The 20,209-nt window shown below is 68.1% G+C and carries 9 protein-coding genes, 3 rRNA genes and 1 pseudogene; 3 read left to right on the top strand and 10 right to left on the bottom strand.

Going from position 1 to position 20,209, the window contains the following annotated elements:
* Positions 1–347 precede the first annotated feature (347 nt).
* The 8 genes from EJG53_RS35780 to EJG53_RS35745 all read right to left on the bottom strand — a co-directional run bounded on the left by EJG53_RS35780 (position 348) and on the right by EJG53_RS35745 (position 11,276).
* A complete protein-coding gene (locus EJG53_RS35780; RefSeq protein ID WP_371858761.1) occupies positions 348–1,319 on the bottom strand; it encodes a DUF881 domain-containing protein in 972 nt (323 codons plus the stop codon).
* 5 nt (positions 1,320–1,324) lie between these two features.
* Positions 1,325–1,657: a small basic family protein gene (locus tag EJG53_RS35775; protein ID WP_003984969.1), complete on the bottom strand. Its 333-nt coding sequence runs from the start codon at positions 1,655–1,657 to the stop codon at positions 1,325–1,327.
* The gene (locus EJG53_RS35770) at positions 1,654–2,568 is read right to left on the bottom strand and encodes a DUF881 domain-containing protein (protein WP_125048378.1); all 915 of its coding nucleotides are present in this window, start codon (positions 2,566–2,568) and stop codon (positions 1,654–1,656) included. The genes EJG53_RS35775 and EJG53_RS35770 overlap by 4 nt, the downstream gene beginning before the upstream one ends.
* Positions 2,569–2,683: 115 nt before the next feature.
* Positions 2,684–5,179 carry a mannose-1-phosphate guanyltransferase gene (locus EJG53_RS35765; RefSeq protein ID WP_031005207.1) on the bottom strand — a complete coding sequence of 832 codons (2,496 nt, stop codon included), beginning with the start codon at positions 5,177–5,179 and terminating at the stop codon, positions 2,684–2,686.
* Between the two features lie 115 nt (positions 5,180–5,294).
* Positions 5,295–5,903: a CDP-alcohol phosphatidyltransferase family protein gene (locus EJG53_RS35760; protein ID WP_031005205.1), complete on the bottom strand. Its 609-nt coding sequence runs from the start codon at positions 5,901–5,903 to the stop codon at positions 5,295–5,297.
* A 228-nt stretch (positions 5,904–6,131) separates the two neighbouring features.
* Positions 6,132–6,248, bottom strand: a 5S ribosomal RNA gene (gene rrf, locus EJG53_RS35755).
* Between the two features lie 74 nt (positions 6,249–6,322).
* Positions 6,323–9,443 (bottom strand): 23S ribosomal RNA (locus tag EJG53_RS35750).
* A 304-nt stretch (positions 9,444–9,747) separates the two neighbouring features.
* Positions 9,748–11,276: ribosomal RNA gene (locus EJG53_RS35745) — 16S ribosomal RNA — on the bottom strand.
* The 16S, 23S and 5S rRNA genes sit together here, the layout of an rRNA operon.
* A gap of 595 nt (positions 11,277–11,871) precedes the next feature.
* Between EJG53_RS35745 and EJG53_RS35735 the strand changes: the two genes are divergently transcribed.
* Positions 11,872–12,321: a PTS sugar transporter subunit IIA gene (locus tag EJG53_RS35735; protein ID WP_125048376.1), complete on the top strand. Its 450-nt coding sequence runs from the start codon at positions 11,872–11,874 to the stop codon at positions 12,319–12,321.
* A 78-nt stretch (positions 12,322–12,399) separates the two neighbouring features.
* A complete protein-coding gene (gene ptsP, locus EJG53_RS35730) occupies positions 12,400–14,070 on the top strand; it encodes a phosphoenolpyruvate--protein phosphotransferase (protein WP_125048375.1) in 1,671 nt (556 codons plus the stop codon).
* 167 nt (positions 14,071–14,237) lie between these two features.
* Here the strand turns inward: ptsP and EJG53_RS35725 are convergent, their stop codons facing one another.
* Positions 14,238–15,176, bottom strand: coding sequence for a hypothetical protein (locus EJG53_RS35725; protein WP_125048374.1), 939 nt, complete (start codon positions 15,174–15,176; stop codon positions 14,238–14,240).
* A gap of 118 nt (positions 15,177–15,294) precedes the next feature.
* Positions 15,295–17,316, bottom strand: coding sequence for an acetoacetate--CoA ligase (locus tag EJG53_RS35720; protein ID WP_125048373.1), 2,022 nt, complete (start codon positions 17,314–17,316; stop codon positions 15,295–15,297).
* A gap of 334 nt (positions 17,317–17,650) precedes the next feature.
* Between EJG53_RS35720 and EJG53_RS35715 the strand changes: the two are divergent.
* Positions 17,651–20,202, top strand: a pseudogene (locus tag EJG53_RS35715) (glycoside hydrolase family 31 protein).
* The last annotated feature ends 7 nt before the right edge of the window (positions 20,203–20,209 follow it).

Genomic DNA, 20,209 nt, shown 5'->3' with positions numbered 1-20,209 from the left:
CACCCGGCGCTCCGGGGCCACCGACCTGGTCACGGAAGAGCGGACGCTCTCCGCCGGCGCCGCCCTCCTCGGGCTGGCGCGGGGCACGGTGCTTGGCCGAGCCGCTGCCACCCTCCTGGCGTGCGCTCTTGCCGAACAGCTTTGCAAACAACTTCACGGGCGATTCCCCTTGAACGAAACAGACCCGCCCGTGGGGCAGGACGAACCCTCGATGCAGACACCGGCCGATCCGGACATCTTGTTAACGTCCGTGGCCTTCACACAGTTTCCACCACGCACCACCCGTACGGTGCGCCGACCCCCCGCTGCCTCATGCCCGACCCGAAGCGTCCGCATTCGTCGCCGGCTCACCGCGATGACGACCGAGCGTAGTCAGGCCGCTTCGCCTCCCGCAAGGCGTCCACGATGATCTTCTCGTCACGGCTCACCGACACAGTGGCCTGCTCCTTCTCCAAAGTCTGCACCACACCGCCAGGGATGTTCAGCGCCGGTTCCAGGTCCTCGGGCTTGCCGATCACCTTGAAACGGTACGGCTGGGTGACGCGCTTGCCGTCGACCTCCACGCCGCCACGGACGTCCGACAGGTACGAATCGGCCACGATCCTTACCTCGTTGATCTGAATGGCCTCGGCGCCGGCCGCCCGCAGCTCCTGAACGGTGTCCAGGAGTTTGTCCGCCTCGACGGAGTGCGTCGGATCGTTGATGGTGAGGTTGATGCCCGGCCCCTGGGCCGCCACCGTCCCCGCCAGCACGCCGAGCTGCTGCTCCTTCTCCACGGTCTGCTTCCGGGCCTCCTCGGCCTGGTCCGAGCTGTTCTCCAGCTCGGTCTTCTGGCCCTCCAGCCTGCGCTGTTCATCCGTCAGGCGTTGCGAACGGTTGTCCAATTCATCCAGGATGCGCACCAGGTCCTCCTGCCGCGCGCCCCGTAGTGCGCTGTTGTCACTCGTGGAACGTACCTGAATTGCCAGGCCGAGACCGAGAATGAACAGCAGCAGGGCCACGATCAGTTGGGCACGGGTCAGCCGCGGCGGCCACAGACCGGCCACCAGACGCTGCCGTCCGGTCACCTGCGGCTCCGCGGCACCGGGCCCGGCCGTCTGGTCCGTACCAGCCGCCGGCGCCTCGTCAGCGGCGCTCCCAGCGCCGTCCTGCCGCTCCTGGGACCGGCTCTCCGGAGGCATCGGCCGCCGGTCGGCCGGCCGGTCCGCCCCACCGGGGCCGCGGTCCGCACCGCCGGTCCCGCCGGGCGGCTCCCTCCGCGGCTCCCCGCCCGGCTCCGGCGGCGTGCCGTCCTGCCCGGGGGTGTCGTCCGTAGCCATCGGCATCAGGCCCTGAAGACGTGCCGGCGGATGGCCGCGGCGTTGGAGAAGATGCGGATGCCCAGTACGACGACCACACCGGTGGACAGTTGGGCGCCGACGCCGAGCTTGTCGCCGAGGAAGACGATGAGCGCGGCGACCACCACGTTGGACAGGAACGAGACGACGAAGACCTTGTCGTCGAAGATGCCGTCCAGCATCGCGCGCAGACCGCCGAAGACGGCGTCCAGCGCCGCGACGACAGCGATCGGCAGATAGGGCTCGACCACCGTCGGCACCACGGGTCGGACCACAAGCCCGACCACGACTCCCACGATGAGGCCCAGTACGGCGATCACGATGTGCCCTTCCCTGTGTCGGCGCCGCCCGCGGCACCGGCCTTCGGCTGTGCTGTACGTACGATCAAACTGGGCGCGGGCGGCAGCCTGACCTCGTTCTCGGCGGAAATCTTCGTACGAATCCCGTAGTTCTTGCGCAGCACGTCCAAGTACTGGCCGTCCGCACTGTCCTGGAACGCGGTCGCGAGCTTGCGCCCGTCCCCCACCGCCAGCACCGTGTACGGCGGCACCAGCGGTTTGTTGTCGACCAGTATGGCGTCTCCCGCGGCCCGGATCGCCGAGAGGGACGTGAGCCGCTGCTCGTTGACGGCGACCGCCTCGGCACCGGACGCCCAGAGACCGTTGACGACCCGCTGCAGATCGCGGTCGCGCAGCCGCCCGGTGTCCGAGAACCCGGTGCTCTCCCGCGGCCCGCCGCCACTCGACTTGGCCGACTTGGCGTCGTCGACGACGAGTTTCACCCCGGGGCCGGTCACCTGCGTCGAGCCGGCCAGCAGGGCCAGCAGCTCGGCCCGGTCGCCGCCGTGCTTCTTCAGCGCCTCGCGCTGCATCGCCCCCACGTCGTCGCGGAGCGCGTCGACCCGCTTCTGCACCGCGTCGGCGTCGGCCGTACCGTGCTCGATACGGTTGATCAGCTCTTCGCGTTCCTTCGCCAGGGTGGGAGCCGATATCCGCGCCTGGGCGGCACCGACCGTCACCACCACCGCGGCCAGCACCAGGCCCGCCGCCAGCCCCAACTTGGCCCGCAGGGTACGGGGCAGACCCCGCGTCCCCGCCGCCGCCTTCCGCTCCGCCGCTTCCGCGTACCCGTCGTCCAGCGCGTGGTCCATGACGTTGGTCAGCAGCGACATCGAGGCGTCGGGGCGCGATGCCTGGTGAGGGGTGCTCCGATCGGGGCGCTGCTGCGACATGCCGCACATCGTCGCACGTCGGCGCCGCAGTCACCCAATGGCCCCACCGGCGTGCCGAATCACGGCGCGCCGGTGGGGCCATGGAACGGTACGGACGTCCGTACCCCGACGGAGATCAGCGGCCCGCGCTGTCCACCACCGCCGACCACTCGTCCAGCAGTTGCTGGGCCGAGGCGTCGTCCGGGCCTTCGGCCCACAGATGGGTGACGGCCTCCGCCGGGTCCGGCAGCACCAGCACCCAGCGCCCGTCGGCCTCCACCACCCGAACGCCGTCGGTGGTGTCCACCGACCGGTCGCCCGCGGCTTCCACCACATGGCGCATGACCAGGCCCTTGACCGCCCACGGCGTCGCCAGGTCCCGCTTGAGCACATGCGCCCGCGGGATCCGCGCGTCGATCTGGCTGAGCGTGAGCTGCGTACGGGCGACCAGCCCGATCAGCCGTACGAACGCCGCCGCGCCGTCGAAGACGCTGCTGAACTCCGGAACGATGAAGCCGCCGCGGCCGTCACCACCGAAGATCGTGTCGTCCCCGCGGCCCACCCGGGTCAGGTCGTCGGGCGAGGTGGTCGTCCACTCCACCTGCGTGCCGTGGTACGCGGCCACCTGCTCGGCGATACGGGTCGTGGTCACCGGCAGAGCCACCCGGCCGCTGCGCCGCTCGGCGGCCACCAGGTCCAGCATGACCAGCAGCGCCCGGTCGTCCTCGATGATCCGGCCGCGCTCGTCCACCAGCGACAGCCGCTCACCGACGGGGTCGAACCGCACCCCGAAGGCCGCCCGCGCGGAGGCCACGATCTCCCCGAGCCGGACCAGCCCGGCACGCCGGGCGTCGGCGGTCTCCGTCGGCCGGGACTCGTCCAGACCGGGGTTGATGGTCAGCGAGTCGACGCCGAGCCGCCCCAGGAGGCTGGGCAGCACCAGACCGGCGCTGCCGTTGGAGGCGTCGACGACGACCTTCAGACCGGACTCGCCGATGCCCTCGGTGTCCAGCGACCGGAGCAGCGACCCGGTGTACGAGTCGTAGACGCTGGAGGGGAAGTGCAGGTCGCCGATCTCGCCGGGGAAGGCCCTGCGGTACTCCTGGCGCGCGTAGACCCGGTCCAGCTTGCGCTGGCCCGCCAGCGAGAGGTCGGCACCGCGCTCGTCCAGGAACATGATGTCGACGGAATCCGGCACGCCCGGCGTCGTACGGACCATGATGCCGCCGGCACTGCCCCGGGCCGTCTGCTGCCGGGCCACCGGCAGCGGCACGTTCTCCACGTCCCGTACGTCGATGGCGCTGGCCTGGAGCGCGGAGATCATCGCGCGCTTCAGCGCCCGCGCGCCCCGGGAGTGGTCCCGGGCGATGGTGACGGTGGACCCCTTCTTCAGGGTCGTGGCGTACGCGCCGGCGAGCCGTACCGCGACCTCGGGGGTGATCTCGACGTTCAGGATGCCGGAGACGCCGCGGGCGCCGAACAGGTGCGCCTGGCCGCGGGACTCCCAGATCACCGAGGTGTTGACGAAGGCACCGGCCTCGATGGTCTTGAACGGATAGACCCGGACGTTGCCCTGAACAATCGATTCCTCACCGACGAGACACTCGTCGCCGATGACGGCTCCGTCCTCGATCCGGGCCGCCCGCATGATGTCGGTGTTCTTGCCGATCACACAGCCGCGCAGATTGCTCTGCTGCCCGATGTACACGTTGTCGTGCACCACGGCCTTGTGCAGGAAGGCGCCGCTCTTGACGACGACGTTCGACCCGACGATGGTGTGCTCGCGCAGCTCCGCGCCGGCTTCGACCTTGGCGTAGTCGCCGATGTACAGCGGGCCGCGCAGTACGGCGTCCGGGTGCACCTCGGCGCCCTCGGCGACCCAGACGCCCGGCGAGATCTCGAAGCCGTCGATGTCGACGTCGACCTTGCCCTCAAGGACGTCCGCCTGGGCCTTCACATAGCTCTCGTGGGTGCCGACGTCCTCCCAGTAGCCCTCGGCGACATAGCCGTAAACCGGCTTGCCTTCCTTCATGAGCTGGGGGAAGACGTCACCCGACCAGTCCACCGGGACGTCGGGTTCCACGTAGTCGAAAACTTCGGGCTCCATGACGTAGATGCCCGTGTTCACCGTGTCGGAGAAGACCTGGCCCCAGGTCGGCTTCTCCAGGAAGCGCTCGACCTTGCCTTCCTCGTCGACGATCGTGATACCGAATTCCAGAGGATTGGGGACCCTCGTGAGGCAGACGGTGACGAGCGCGCCCTTCTCCTTGTGGAAACGGATCAGGTCGGTGAGATCGAAGTCGGTGAGCGCATCTCCGGAGATCACGAGGAAGGCGTCGTCGCGGAGCGCCTCCTCGGCGTTCTTCACGCTGCCGGCCGTCCCGAGCGGCTTTTCCTCGTTGGCGTAGGTGAGCTCCATGCCGAGCTCTTCCCCGTCACCGAAGTAGTTCCGGACGAGCGACGCCAGGAATTGCACGGTCACTACGGTCTCGCTGAGCCCATGCCGCTTCAACAGCCGCAGCACATGCTCCATGATCGGCCTGTTGGCCACGGGCAGCAGCGGCTTGGGCATACTCGACGTCATGGGGCGAAGGCGAGTGCCTTCACCACCGGCCATCACAACGGCCTTCATGTCGGAAGCGTCCTCCTCGAAACAGACGACGGTCCTGCCGACTTCGCCCGTCCGGGAGAGTTGCTGTTCTCCGTCTTCGCACCCGGTGGGCCGGGTGCGAAGTCTTTCGGCGAGTTCAGTCGGCCTTGGTGTCCACCTTGATGATCCGGCGGACCTGGACCACATAGAGAATCCCTGCCCACCAATACAGTGCTGTACCCCATCCGGCGAACGCCCATCCGAAAATTTCAGCGAGCGTGTGGAGCCAGCCTTCTCCGTCGCTGAGCAGCAGCAACGGGAAGGCATACATCAAGTTGAATGTAGCCGCCTTGCCCAGGAAGTTCACCTGGGGAGGGCCGTACTTGTGGCGGGCGAGGGCCGCGACCGCGATCAGCAGCATCAGTTCGCGCGCCAGGAGGGCCGCGGTGACCCACAGCGGAAGGATTCCGCGCCAGGTCAGGCCCACCAGGGTGGAGAGGATGTACAGCCGGTCGGCGGCCGGGTCGAGGATCCGGCCGAGGCTGCTGATCTGGTTCCAGCGGCGGGCCAGCTTGCCGTCGAGGTAGTCGCTGATGCCGCTCAGTGCCAGGACCAGCAGCGCCCAGTACTTGGTGTCCGGGCCGCCGAACTCCTTCCACAGGATCAACCACAGGAACACCGGCACGCCGACGAGGCGAGCCATGCTCAGAATGTTCGGGATGGTGAGGACACGATCCGTCTGGACGCGCGTCTCCTGGACCTCCACCCGGGGGCCTCCTGTGGGAACGTACCGACGATGCCCCCTGACCTTACCTGGCCGCTCCGGCCCGGCACACCGCGGGTCCCTGTCCGGATACCGCATGACAACACCGCACATAACCGGTGGGCGGTCCGCCGGTGCTGCCGGACGCCTTCCGGGCTCCGGCCGGCGCCGGGGGTACAAACGCAGAAAGCCCCGCACCATACGGTGCGGGGCTTCCCACTATCAAAAATTGTTCGGCGGCGTCCTACTCTCCCACAGGGTCCCCCCTGCAGTACCATCGGCGCTGAAAGGCTTAGCTTCCGGGTTCGAAATGTAACCGGGCGTTTCCCTAACGCTATGACCACCGAAACACTATGAAGATGAACTCCAGCCGACAAGGCGAGTTCGTTACTTCAGAACTAACACAGTGGACGCGAGCAACTGAGGACAAGCCCTCGGCCTATTAGTACCAGTCAACTCCACCCGTTACCAGGCTTCCATATCTGGCCTATCAACCCAGTCGTCTACTGGGAGCCTTACCCTCTCAAGGAGGAGGGAGCCCTCATCTCGAAGCAGGCTTCCCGCTTAGATGCTTTCAGCGGTTATCCTTTCCGAACGTAGCCAACCAGCCATGCCCTTGGCAGGACAACTGGCACACCAGAGGTTCGTCCGTCCCGGTCCTCTCGTACTAGGGACAGCCCTTCTCAAGACTCCTACGCGCACAGCGGATAGGGACCGAACTGTCTCACGACGTTCTAAACCCAGCTCGCGTACCGCTTTAATGGGCGAACAGCCCAACCCTTGGGACCGACTCCAGCCCCAGGATGCGACGAGCCGACATCGAGGTGCCAAACCATCCCGTCGATATGGACTCTTGGGGAAGATCAGCCTGTTATCCCCGGGGTACCTTTTATCCGTTGAGCGACGGCGCTTCCACAAGCCACCGCCGGATCACTAGTCCCTACTTTCGTACCTGCTCGACCCGTCAGTCTCACAGTCAAGCTCCCTTGTGCACTTACACTCAACACCTGATTGCCAACCAGGCTGAGGGAACCTTTGGGCGCCTCCGTTACTCTTTAGGAGGCAACCGCCCCAGTTAAACTACCCACCAGACACTGTCCCTGATCCGGATCACGGACCCAGGTTAGACATCCAGCACGACCAGAGTGGTATTTCAACAACGACTCCCCCGCCACTGGCGTGACGAGTTCACAGTCTCCCACCTATCCTACACAAGCCGAACCGAACACCAATATCAAGCTATAGTAAAGGTCCCGGGGTCTTTCCGTCCTGCTGCGCGAAACGAGCATCTTTACTCGTAGTGCAATTTCACCGGGCCTATGGTTGAGACAGTCGAGAAGTCGTTACGCCATTCGTGCAGGTCGGAACTTACCCGACAAGGAATTTCGCTACCTTAGGATGGTTATAGTTACCACCGCCGTTTACTGGCGCTTAAGTTCTCAGCTTCGCCCCACCGAAATGGAGCTAACCGGTCCCCTTAACGTTCCAGCACCGGGCAGGCGTCAGTCCGTATACATCGCCTTACGGCTTCGCACGGACCTGTGTTTTTAGTAAACAGTCGCTTCTCGCTGGTCTCTGCGGCCACCACCAGCTCAGAGTGCAAGACTCATCACCAGCAATGGCCCCCCTTCTCCCGAAGTTACGGGGGCATTTTGCCGAGTTCCTTAACCATAGTTCACCCGAACGCCTCGGTATTCTCTACCTGACCACCTGAGTCGGTTTAGGGTACGGGCCGCCATGAAACTCGCTAGAGGCTTTTCTCGACAGCATAGGATCATCCACTTCACCACAATCGGCTCGGCATCAGGTCTCACCCTCCATGTCATCCGGATTTGCCTAGATGACGGGCTACACCCTTACCCCGGGACAACCACCGCCCGGGCTGGACTACCTTCCTGCGTCACCCCATCACTCACCTACTACAAGTCTGGATCATCGGCTCCACCACTCCCCTACGCTCCGAAGAGCTCAGGGCGGCTTCACGGACTTAGCATCGCCTGATTCGATGTTTGGCGCTTCAAAGCGGGTACCGGAATATCAACCGGTTGTCCATCGACTACGCCTGTCGGCCTCGCCTTAGGTCCCGACTTACCCTGGGCAGATCAGCTTGACCCAGGAACCCTTAGTCAATCGGCGCACACGTTTCCCACGTGTGTATCGCTACTCATGCCTGCATTCTCACTCGTGAACCGTCCACAACTACCTTCCGGTGCTGCTTCACCCGGCACACGACGCTCCCCTACCCATCACAGCAACCGTTAGGTCTCATGCTGCAATGACACGACTTCGGCGGTGTGCTTGAGCCCCGCTACATTGTCGGCGCGGAATCACTTGACCAGTGAGCTATTACGCACTCTTTCAAGGATGGCTGCTTCTAAGCCAACCTCCTGGTTGTCTCTGCGACTCCACATCCTTTCCCACTTAGCACACGCTTAGGGGCCTTAGTCGATGCTCTGGGCTGTTTCCCTCTCGACCATGGAGCTTATCCCCCACAGTCTCACTGCCGCGCTCTCACTTACCGGCATTCGGAGTTTGGCTAAGGTCAGTAACCCGGTAGGGCCCATCGCCTATCCAGTGCTCTACCTCCGGCAAGAAACACACGACGCTGCACCTAAATGCATTTCGGGGAGAACCAGCTATCACGGAGTTTGATTGGCCTTTCACCCCTAACCACAGGTCATCCCCCAGGTTTTCAACCCTGGTGGGTTCGGTCCTCCACGAAGTCTTACCTCCGCTTCAACCTGCCCATGGCTAGATCACTCCGCTTCGGGTCTTGGGCACGCTACTCAACGCCCTCTTCGGACTCGCTTTCGCTACGGCTTCCCCACACGGGTTAACCTCGCAACATACCGCAAACTCGCAGGCTCATTCTTCAAAAGGCACGCAGTCACGACGCAAGAACAAGTTCTTGCGCGACGCTCCCACGGCTTGTAGGCACACGGTTTCAGGTACTATTTCACTCCGCTCCCGCGGTACTTTTCACCATTCCCTCACGGTACTATCCGCTATCGGTCACCAGGGAATATTTAGGCTTAGCGGGTGGTCCCGCCAGATTCACACGGGATTTCACGGGCCCCGTGCTACTTGGGTGTCTCTTAAACGAGCCGCTGATGTTTCAGCTACGGGGGTCTTACCCTCTACGCCGGACCTTTCGCATGTCCTTCGCCTACATCAACGGTTTCTGACTCGTCCCACAGCCGGCAGACTGCAGAAAAGAGATCCCACAACCCCGCACTGGCAACCCCTGCCGGGTATCACACCAATACGGTTTGGCCTCATCCAGTTTCGCTCGCCACTACTCCCGGAATCACGGTTGTTTTCTCTTCCTGCGGGTACTGAGATGTTTCACTTCCCCGCGTTCCCTCCACATACCCTATGTGTTCAGGTATGGGTGACAGCCCATGACGACTGCCGGGTTTCCCCATTCGGACACCCCCGGATCAAAGCTCGGTTGACAGCTCCCCGGGGCCTATCGTGGCCTCCCACGTCCTTCATCGGTTCCTGGTGCCAAGGCATCCACCGTGCGCCCTTAAAAACTTGGCCACAGATGCTCGCGTCCACTGTGCAGTTCTCAAGCAACGACCAGCCACCCACCACCCAGTCCTGACGGACCGGTTCACTGGGGCCGGCGTTTGAAGGTACAGACTCTCAGTCCGTGCCCTCAGACACCCAACAGCGTGCCCGACACCCTCGCCCCCCTGACACGTTCCACGCCGAAGCAGTACTAGTAACCAGTGAGTCAAGTGTGCCGAGTAGTCAACGTTCCACCCATGAGCAACCAGCACCGGACATTCGCCGATGTTCTGGCCTCTGACCAGCCCGAAGGCCGGTAAGAAGTGCTCCTTAGAAAGGAGGTGATCCAGCCGCACCTTCCGGTACGGCTACCTTGTTACGACTTCGTCCCAATCGCCAGTCCCACCTTCGACGATTCCCTCCCACAAGGGGTTGGGCCACCGGCTTCGGGTGTTACCGACTTTCGTGACGTGACGGGCGGTGTGTACAAGGCCCGGGAACGTATTCACCGCAGCAATGCTGATCTGCGATTACTAGCGACTCCGACTTCATGGGGTCGAGTTGCAGACCCCAATCCGAACTGAGACCGGCTTTTTGAGATTCGCTCCACCTCGCGGTATCGCAGCTCATTGTACCGGCCATTGTAGCACGTGTGCAGCCCAAGACATAAGGGGCATGATGACTTGACGTCGTCCCCACCTTCCTCCGAGTTGACCCCGGCAGTCTCCTGTGAGTCCCCATCACCCCGAAGGGCATGCTGGCAACACAGAACAAGGGTTGCGCTCGTTGCGGGACTTAACCCAACATCTCACGACACGAGCTGACGACAGCCATGCACCACCTGTACACCGACCACAAGGGGGACCCTGTCTCCAGGGTTTTCCGGTGTATGTCAAGCCTTGGTAAGGTTCTTCGCGTTGCGTCGAATTAAGCCACATGCTCCGCCGCTTGTGCGGGCCCCCGTCAATTCCTTTGAGTTTTAGCCTTGCGGCCGTACTCCCCAGGCGGGGAACTTAATGCGTTAGCTGCGGCACGGACGACGTGGAATGTCGCCCACACCTAGTTCCCAACGTTTACGGCGTGGACTACCAGGGTATCTAATCCTGTTCGCTCCCCACGCTTTCGCTCCTCAGCGTCAGTATCGGCCCAGAGATCCGCCTTCGCCACCGGTGTTCCTCCTGATATCTGCGCATTTCACCGCTACACCAGGAATTCCGATCTCCCCTACCGAACTCTAGCCTGCCCGTATCGAATGCAGACCCGGGGTTAAGCCCCGGGCTTTCACATCCGACGTGACAAGCCGCCTACGAGCTCTTTACGCCCAATAATTCCGGACAACGCTTGCGCCCTACGTATTACCGCGGCTGCTGGCACGTAGTTAGCCGGCGCTTCTTCTGCAGGTACCGTCACTTGCGCTTCTTCCCTGCTGAAAGAGGTTTACAACCCGAAGGCCGTCATCCCTCACGCGGCGTCGCTGCATCAGGCTTGCGCCCATTGTGCAATATTCCCCACTGCTGCCTCCCGTAGGAGTCTGGGCCGTGTCTCAGTCCCAGTGTGGCCGGTCGCCCTCTCAGGCCGGCTACCCGTCGTCGCCTTGGTAGGCCATTACCCCACCAACAAGCTGATAGGCCGCGGGCTCATCCTGCACCGCCGGAGCTTTCCACACGGAGATCATGCGATCCCGTGTCGTATCCGGTATTAGACCCCGTTTCCAGGGCTTGTCCCAGAGTGCAGGGCAGATTGCCCACGTGTTACTCACCCGTTCGCCACTAATCCCCTCCCGAAGGAGGTTCATCGTTCGACTTGCATGTGTTAAGCACGCCGCCAGCGTTCGTCCTGAGCCAGGATCAAACTCTCCGTGAATGTTTACCCGTAATCGGGTCAACACACACGAGAGCGGAACAGGAAGCGGAATAGGCTTCCTGTTCACAGCGTCCTCGCTGTGTGTGCCACCCGCACCGCGTGGATGCTGGTGGGCTTTTCAAAGGAACCTCATCCTCCGGCTGCTGCCGGTGGACGGGGTATCAACATATCTGGCGTTGACTTTTGGCACGCTGTTGAGTTCTCAAGGAACGGACGCTTCCTTTGTGCCTGTTTCACCAGGCTCTCCGGGCGCTTCCCTTCGGTGTTCCACCACTCTATCAGGCCGTTTCGGGCTTCCGGACCACCGTGTTTTCCGCAGACATGCAGAAACGAGGTCGAAAATCTCGATCAGTTCTGAAGGAGTGCCGCCCGCCGTCCGTTCCGCGAAGTGATCGCGTTCTGTCGGACCGGGGCAGGTGTCAGACAGTACAGGGCCGCGTCGGGCGGGGCAAATCGATTCCCCGGGGGCGCCGCTCCGGGGGTGGTGTCGCGCGTGCGGAACCCTCACTTCTTATGACTTACGCTCTGATCGGTGCGCCGTCCAGGACAGGTAGTGACGGCGGCCTGAAAGATCTCCACCCCTGGGAGGACTCCCATGACCACCGTGACGTCCCCGCTCGCTGGACGCGCCATCGGACTCGCGGCCGTGCCCGACCCGGTGTTCTCCGGCGCGATGGTGGGTCCCGGCACCGCCATCGACCCGGTGCGTGAGCCGTCCGAGGCCGTTTCGCCCGTCGACGGTGTCGTCGTCTCGCTGCACCCGCACGCGTTCGTCGTCGTCGACAGCGAGGGCCACGGCGTGCTGACGCACCTCGGTATCGACACCGTGCAGCTCAACGGCGAGGGCTTCGAGCTGCTCGTGAACAAGGGCGACACCGTCACCCGTAACCAGGCCGTCGTGCGCTGGAACCCGGCCGCCGTCGAAGAGGCCGGCAAGTCGCCGGTCTGCCCGGTCGTCGCGCTGGAGGCGACCGCCGACTCCCTCGGCGAGGTCGTCGAGGACGGCGGCGTCAAGGCCGGCGAGCCGCTCTTCAGCTGGCAGTAGCCCCTGCTGCCGTTCCGACGGCACGTACGACAACCACCGCGGCGGCAGTGACCGCCGCATCGACCGGAGACGGGTGAGATGGAGACAACGCTGCGAGGCGTCGGCGTGAGCCACGGTGTGGCGATCGGCGAGGTGCGGCACATGGGTACGGCGGTCCTCGAACCGCCGGCCAAGCAGATTCCCGCCGAGGAAGCGGAGCGCGAACAGGGGCGTGCCCGCAAGGCCGTGGAAGCTGTGGCCGCCGACCTCATCGCGCGGGGCAACCTGGCGGGCGGCGAGGCCCAGGCAGTGCTGGAAGCCCAGGCCATGATGGCCCAGGACCCGGAGCTGATGGCCGACGTCGAGCGGCGCATCACCGTGGGCAGCACCGCCGAGCGCGGTGTCTACGACGCCTTCGCCGCCTACCGGGCGCTGTTGGCAGGCGCCGGCGAGTACCTGGCCGGGCGTGTCGCGGACCTCGACGACGTGCGGAACCGTATCGTCGCGCGGCTGCTCGGCGTGCCGATGCCGGGTGTGCCGGACAGCGACGAGCCGTACGTACTGATCGCGCGCGATCTGGCGCCGGCCGACACGGCGCTGCTGGACCCGACGCTGGTGCTCGGCTTCGTGACCGAGGAGGGCGGGCCGACCAGCCACAGCGCGATCCTCGCGCGGGCGCTGGGGGTGCCGGCCGTGGTCGCGCTGCCGGGCGCGGGCGAGCTGGTCGAGGGCACCGTGGTCGCCGTCGACGGCAGCACGGGCGAGATCTTCGTGGACCCGAGCGCCGAGAAGCGCGCGGAGCTGGAGCAGGCCGCCGCGGCCCGCAAGGCCGCGCTGGCGGCTTCGACCGGCCCGGGTGCCACGTCGGACGGGCACAAGGTGCCGCTGCTGGCGAACGTCGGCGGTCCTTCGGACGTGCCGGCGGCCGTGGAGGCGGGCGCCGAGGGTGTCGGGCTGTTCCGTACCGAGTTCCTCTTCCTGGACGACAGCAAGCAGGCGCCGTCGCAGGAGAAGCAGGCCGAGGCGTACCGCAAGGTGCTGGAGGCCTTCCCCGAGGGCCGGGTCGTGGTGCGCGTGCTGGACGCGGGCGCGGACAAGCCGCTGGACTTCCTGACGCCGGGTGACGAGCCGAACCCGGCGCTGGGCGTGCGGGGTCTGCGGACGCTGCTGGACCACCCCGAGGTGCTCCGTACGCAGCTGGCCGCGCTGGCCCAGGCCGCCGAGGGGCTGCCGGTCTACCTTGAGGTCATGGCGCCGATGGTGGCCGACCGGACCGACGCCAAGGCGTTCGCGGACGCGTGCCGCGAGGCCGGGCTGCAGGCCAAGTTCGGCGCGATGGTGGAGATTCCGTCCGCGGCGCTGCGCGCCCGGTCGATCCTCCAGGAGGTCGAGTTCCTCTCGCTGGGCACCAACGACCTGGCGCAGTACACCTTCGCCGCCGACCGTCAGGTCGGTGCGGTCTCGCGGCTGCAGGACCCGTGGCAGCCGGCGCTGCTCGACCTGGTGGCGCTGTCGGCCGAGTCGGCGAAGGCCGAGGGCAAGAGCTGCGGTGTCTGTGGTGAGGCGGCCTCCGATCCGCTGCTGGCGTGTGTGCTGACGGGTCTGGGCGTGACGAGCCTGTCCATGGGCGCGGCGTCGATCCCCTACGTGCGCGCGACGCTGGCGAAGCACACGCTGGCCCAGTGCGAGCGTGCCGCCGCCGCGGCGCGGGCCGCGGACACCGCCGAGGACGCGCGCGCCGCCGCGCAGGCGGTGCTCTCCGGGGAGTGATCCCCGGCGGGGCCCGGACCGGGAGTGACCGGCCGGACCTCGCCGAGGAAGCGGTACAACGCTGGTACGGACGGCCGTCCCGCCCTTGTGGCGGGGCGGCCGTCCGGCGTTTTCGGCCGCGCGGCCGCCCGGCGTTCGTGGCGGGGCGCGGCGCGGCGGCCGCTGTGTCAGTGGTGGCTGTGGTCGTGTCCGTCCGTAGGTGGTGGGTCGGGAAGGGCGAGGCCCGCGTGGTAGTCGACGCCGGGCTCGGGCGGGACGGGTTCGCCGGTGTCGGCGTCCGTGCAGTAGGCCGTGAAGACCTCGGCGGCGCTGAGCGGGTGCAGCCAGGCGTCGCGGAGGACCCAGCCGCGGACCGTGTCGCGCCCGGCGGTCTCGGCCGTACGGGACACGATGCCGCCGGGGCTGCGCAGGGCGACGCCGGCGGCGAGGACCGTGCAGAAGACGAGCGTCGCGGCTTCGGACAGCTCCAGCCGGCCGTCGTCGCGGGAGTCGGCGTGCAGCACGGCGAGGAGCGGGGTGCCGCTCGCGGGGACGCTGCACACCAGGTGGTGGGTGCCGTCGCCGAGGGCGTCCAGCAGGCCGGTGACGGCGCGGGAGGCGCGGGCGAAGGCGGCCCGCGCCAGGTCCTCGCCGCAGTCCGCGCAGGCTCCCGTGCGGGCGAGGAGTGCGGTGGCGCGGTCCCACATCGCCTGGCGTTCCGCTTCGTCGATGAGGACGGGCAGCAGCCGGGACAGGGATTCGCCGGTGTACGGCAGGGTGGCGCCGGTGCAGGCCACTTCGGCCGTGTAGCGGGAGCGGCTGTCGGGGCGGTCGGGGTCCAGGTCCGTGTCCGTGCAGTAGGTCTCGTACGCGACGGGGTCGAAGAGGGCGACGGTGGTGTGGATGCCCTGGGCGGTCAGTGAGCGCAGCAGGGCCTCCATCTGCTGGAGGTAGGCGGTGTGGTCGTCGAACGGGAAGGTGCGGTAGCGGCGCATGGCCGCGAAATCCTGGGCGTCCGCCAGGACGGCGGCGGTGCTCGGGATCTCGCGGCGCAGCATGCGGCGGGCGGCGGGGCCGCTCGAAGCAGTGGGTGCGGTGCGTGCGGTGCGTCGGGATGGTGTGGTCATGACTCCCCCTCGGTCGGTGTGTGCTGCTCGCTCGGCGAGCCTCACTTGTGACTGAGAGTAATCGGAGGGTCTGACAACGGCCGCCCGCGACGGCCCGCCCGCTACCGTCCGCGCCCGGTCACGCGCCCTCGGCGGCCGCGCGCTCGGCGGCGATCCGCTCGTAGAACCGCAGGAGTTCGAGGTTGTCGACCGATCCAGGGTTCACGGCCTGCTCCAGCGGGGTGCCCTGGAGGAGGCGCTTGACGGGGACCTCGATCCGCTTGCCCGTGAGGGTGTGCGGTACGCCGGGGGCCTCGATGATCTCGTCGGGAACGTGGCGCGGGGAGCACTGCGCCCGGATGGTGCGCTTGATCCGGTCGCGCAGGGCGTCGTCGAGCGTGGCGCCGGGCGCGAGGTGGACGAAGAGCGGCATCCAGTAGCCGCCGTCGGGGAGTTCGAGACCGATGACGAGGGATTCGCGGATCTCGGGGAGGCGTTCGACGGCCTCGTAGATGTCCGCCGAGCCCATCCGTACGCCCTGGCGGTTGAGGGTGGAGTCGGAGCGGCCGTGGATGACGACGGTGCCGCGCGCGGTACGGGTGATCCAGTCGCCGTGCCGCCAGACGCCGGGGTAGGTGTCGAAGTAGCTCTCGTGGTACCGGGTGCCCTCGGGGTCGTTCCAGAAGTGGATGGGCATGGACGGCATCGGGTTGGTGACGACCAGCTCGCCGACCTCGTCGGTCAGCGCCTTGCCGTGCGGGTCCCAGGCCTGGAGGTCGGTGCCGAGGCAGGGGGCCTGGAGTTCGCCGATGTGGACGGGCAGGGTGGGCGCGGCGCCCGCGAAGCAGCTGCAGACGTCCGTGCCGCCGCTGACGGAGGCGATCCACAGGTCGGCGGCGACCTCGTCGTGCAGCCAGCGGAAGCCGTCGGGCGGCAGCGGGGAGCCGGTGGTCGCGACGCACTTGACGGTGGTCAGGTCGAAGTCGCGCCCGGGGTGCACGCCGGCTTTGCGGCAGGCCATCACGTACGCGGCGGAGGTGCCGAAGAGGGTGGTGCCGGTGCGTTCGGCGATCCGCCACTGGGCGGCGGTGTCGGGGTGCCCCGGGCTGCCGTCGTAAAGCACGATCGTGGAGCCCGCGAGGAGGCCGGCGACGAGGAAGTTCCACATCATCCAGCCGGTGGAGGTGTACCAGAAGAAACGGTCGTCCGGTCCGAGGTCGCAGTGCAGGCCGGTCTGCTTGAGGTGTTCGAGGAGGATGCCGCCCTGGGACTGCACGATGGCCTTGGGCAGGCCGGTCGTGCCGGAGGAGTACAGGACCCACAGGGGGTGGTCGAAGGGGACCTGCTCGAAGACCGGTTCGGTGGCGACGGAGGTCAGGTCGGACCACTCCAGGGCGCCTTCGGGGGCGGGGGTTCCCAGGAGGGGGATGTGGACGACGGCGCGGAGGGTGGGCAGTTCGCGGCGGAGTTCGGCGACGGTCTCGCGCCGGTCGTGTTCCTTGCCGCCGTAGCGGTAGCCGTCGACCGTGAACAGCACGACGGGCTCGACCTGCTGGAAGCGGTCCAGGACGCTACGGGCGCCGAAGTCGGGGGCGCAGGAGGTCCAGACGGCGCCGACGGCGGCGGTGGCCAGGAGGGCGACGACGGCCTGCGGGACGTTAGGGACGTAGCCGCTGACCCGGTCGCCGGGGCGTACGCCGAGGCGGCGCAGCTCGGCGGCCAGGGCGCCGACCTGGGCGCGCAGCTCGGCCCAGGTGACGGGGGCGGGGTCGTGGGTCTCGTCCACGTGCAGCAGGGCGGGCGCGTCGGCGCGGGCCGGGTCCTCGGCGGCGCGCAGCGCGTGCTCCGCGTAGTTGAGGGTGGCGCCGGGGAACCAGCGGGCGCCGGGCATCGCGGGGTCGGCCAGGACGGTCTCGTACGGCGTGCTGAAGCGGACGTCGTACCAGGCGGCGACGGCCTGCCAGAAGCGGGACAGTTCGGTCACGGACCAGTGGTGCAGCGCGGCGTAGTCCGCCACCGGGTCGCCGGCGGTGCGGGCGGGGGCGCCGTGGTGGGCCGCCGCCCAGTCGTGGAACCGGGTGAGCTGGGCGCCGGCGATGCGGTCCGGGCCGGGCTGCCACAGGGGTTCCGGCTGCGGGTCGGACTGCGGTGCGGTGGTCATGATCGGCTCCCGGCTGTACGCGGCGTTGCGTGGACGCGGTGTGGGCGTGCGGTACGCGGTGTGCGTGGCCCCCGTACGGCCGAGGGGGTCGCCCCGGCGCAGCGCGGGGGCGCGTGCGTGTGACACGGCTGGGCAGGACGATGCCACGTGATCGACTTCTGCGCCAGGGTCGGCCGCACATTCGGGACGTGGGGGCGCGCAGGAAGCGGCCCGGTGGCCGGAACCGGCTGCGTGGCCGTCACCGGTGTGCCGCGAGTGAGGTCCTGGTTCACCCCAGGTGAACGGGGGCTGAACGACGCACCTGTCACGGGCCGTCGATGGCAGGCTGAGCAGCATGGACGGGCGTGATCAAGAGCGGTCGGCGCGGTGGCCGCGGTGGGACGGGACGGCCGGTGCGGTCCGGGCCGTCAGGGCACTGGGATCGGTACGGGGGCTGCGGACGTGGCGGTCGGCGTGGCGGCGGCGCCGTGCGGACGCGCTGGGGCTGCCGCGGGGCGGCCGGGAGCGGGCGCGGGTGCCGGGGACGGCGGTGGGTGCGGAGCCGCAGCCGGGCGGCGGAGTGGTGCATTTCGCGCGTTCGTCGCTGCGGGTGCGGGTGGCGGCGGGCGGCGCGGTCTTCTGCGGCTGGGACGACGCGGCGCCGGAGCCGTCGTACGCGCTGGCCGGGGCGTGCCCGGAGCCGGACGCGCGGGCGGTGCTGGAGCCCGGTACGGAGGGCGGCTGGCGGGTCGTGTCGGAGCGGGTGACGGTGACGGTGTCGCGGCTCGGTGCGGTGGAGGTGCGGACGCCGGGCGGTGTGGTGCTGCGGCGGGAGCTGCCGCCGCGCTGGTGGGACCGGGTGCCCGGGGACGGGAGCGGAGGGACCGGAAGTGAGGAGACCGGAAGCGAAGGGTCCGGAAGTGCGGGGACCGGAAGCGAAGGGTCCGGAAGTGCGGGGACCGGAAGCGAAGGGACCGCCGGGGCCTCCGGGGGCGGCAGCGGCGCGCCCGGCGAGCGGCCCGGCGACTCCCGGTGGGTGCAGCGGTCCGAGGTGGCCGCGGACGCCCGGTTCTTCGGGCTGGGCGGCCGGTCGGCGGGGCCGCGGCTGCGGGCGGGCACGTACCGGCTGTGGAACACCGACCCGGGCGGCGCGTTCGTGCCGGGCGACGATCCGCTGTCCGTGACGATGCCGGTGCAGCTCGTGGTGGCGGACGCCGGTACGCACCTGGTCTTCCACGACAACTCGTGGGACGGCACGGTGACGCTGCGCGAAGGGGCGGAGGGGCGGGCTCCGGACACGACCGGCCGGGCTGCTCGGAACTGCGGATGGACGGCGGCCCGTTGCGGTACTGGGTGCTGGCCGGTACGCCCGCCCGTGTCCTGCTCGGCTGGACGGCGCTGACCGGGGCGCCCGCGCTGCCGCCCCGCTGGGCGCTGGGTCCGCAGCACGCCCGGTGGGGTTTCGGCAGCCAGGCGGAGGTGCGGCGGGTCGTCTCCGGTTACCGGGAGCGCGGGCTGCCGCTGTCCGCCGTACATCTGGACATCGACCACTACGACGGCCATCGCGTCTTCACCGTCGACCGTACGGCCTTTCCCGACCTGCCCGGTCTCGCACGGGAGTTGCGCGAGGAGGGGGTGCGGCTGGTGTCGATCGTCGATCCCGGGGTGAAGGCCGAGCCGGGCAACGCGGTGTACGAGGGCGGGGCCGCGGCGGACGCGTACGTACGGGACGCGCGGGGCCGGGAGGTGCGCGGCGTGGTGTGGCCGGGCGAGGCGGTGTTCCCGGACTTCACGGACGCGCGGGTGCGCAAGTGGTGGGGCGGACTGTACGCGGAGCGGCTGGCCCAGGGGTTCTCCGGGGTGTGGCACGACATGAACGAGCCGGTGTCGTTCGCGGCGTTCGGCGACCCGTCGCTGCCGCGTTCGGCGCGGCACGCGCTGGAGGGCCGGGGCGGCGACCACCGGGAGGCGCACAACGTGTACGGGCTGGCGATGGCGCGCGCCGGGTACGACGGGCTGCTGGAGCTGCGTCCCGAGGAGCGCCCCTTCCTGTTCTCGCGCTCCGGGTGGGCGGGGATGCAGCGGTACGGGGGGACGTGGTCGGGGGATGTGGCCACCGGGTGGCCGGGGCTGCGGGCCTCGTTGTCGCTGGTGCTGGGGATGGGGCTGTGCGGGGTGCCGTACAGCGGGCCGGATGTCGGCGGGTTCTCGGGGGTGCCGTCACCGGAGCTGTATCTGCGGTGGTTCCAGACGGCCGCGTACCTGCCGCTGTTCCGTACCCACTCGGCGATGACCGCGGGGCGGCGGGAGCCGTGGGAGTACGGGCCCGAAGTGCTGGAGCACGCGCGGGCGGCGCTGCTGGAGCGGATGCGGCTGCTGCCGTACTTCGTGACGCTCGCGCAGCTCGCGCGCCTCTCCGGAGCGCCGTACGTACGTCCCGTCTGGTGGAACACCCCCCGCGACCGGAAGCTGCGCGACTGCGAGGACGCCTTCCTGCTGGGGGACGCGTTGCTGGTGGCGCCCGTGCTGGGGCCCGGGGTGACGCAACGGGCGGTGCGGCTGCCGCGCGGGCGCTGGTACGACACGGCGGACGGGCGGGCGTACGAGGGACCCGGGCAGGTGCTGGTGGACGCGCCGCTGTCCCGGATTCCGGTGCTGGCGCGGGCCGGTGCGGTGCTGCCGGTGGCGGACGCGGACGGTGCGACGGAGCTGGAGGTGTGGGCCCCGGAGGAGGGCCGCGAAGGCGGCGGCCTGGTCGTGCCGGACGCCGGTGACGGCTGGCAGCGGCCGGCGGTCGAGCGTTTCGCCACGCGGCTGGAGGACGGGGAGGTGGTCGTCGAGCGCCAAGGCGGTGGCGAGGTCGGTTACCGGGTGCGGGTGCGCGGGTCGGCGGGCGGCCACGGGTAGGCGGCAG

Source organism: Streptomyces chrestomyceticus JCM 4735 (genome assembly GCF_003865135.1).
GTDB classification, from domain to species: Bacteria; Actinomycetota; Actinomycetes; order Streptomycetales; family Streptomycetaceae; genus Streptomyces; species Streptomyces chrestomyceticus.
This window is presented reverse-complemented; position numbering and strand designations above follow the sequence as displayed.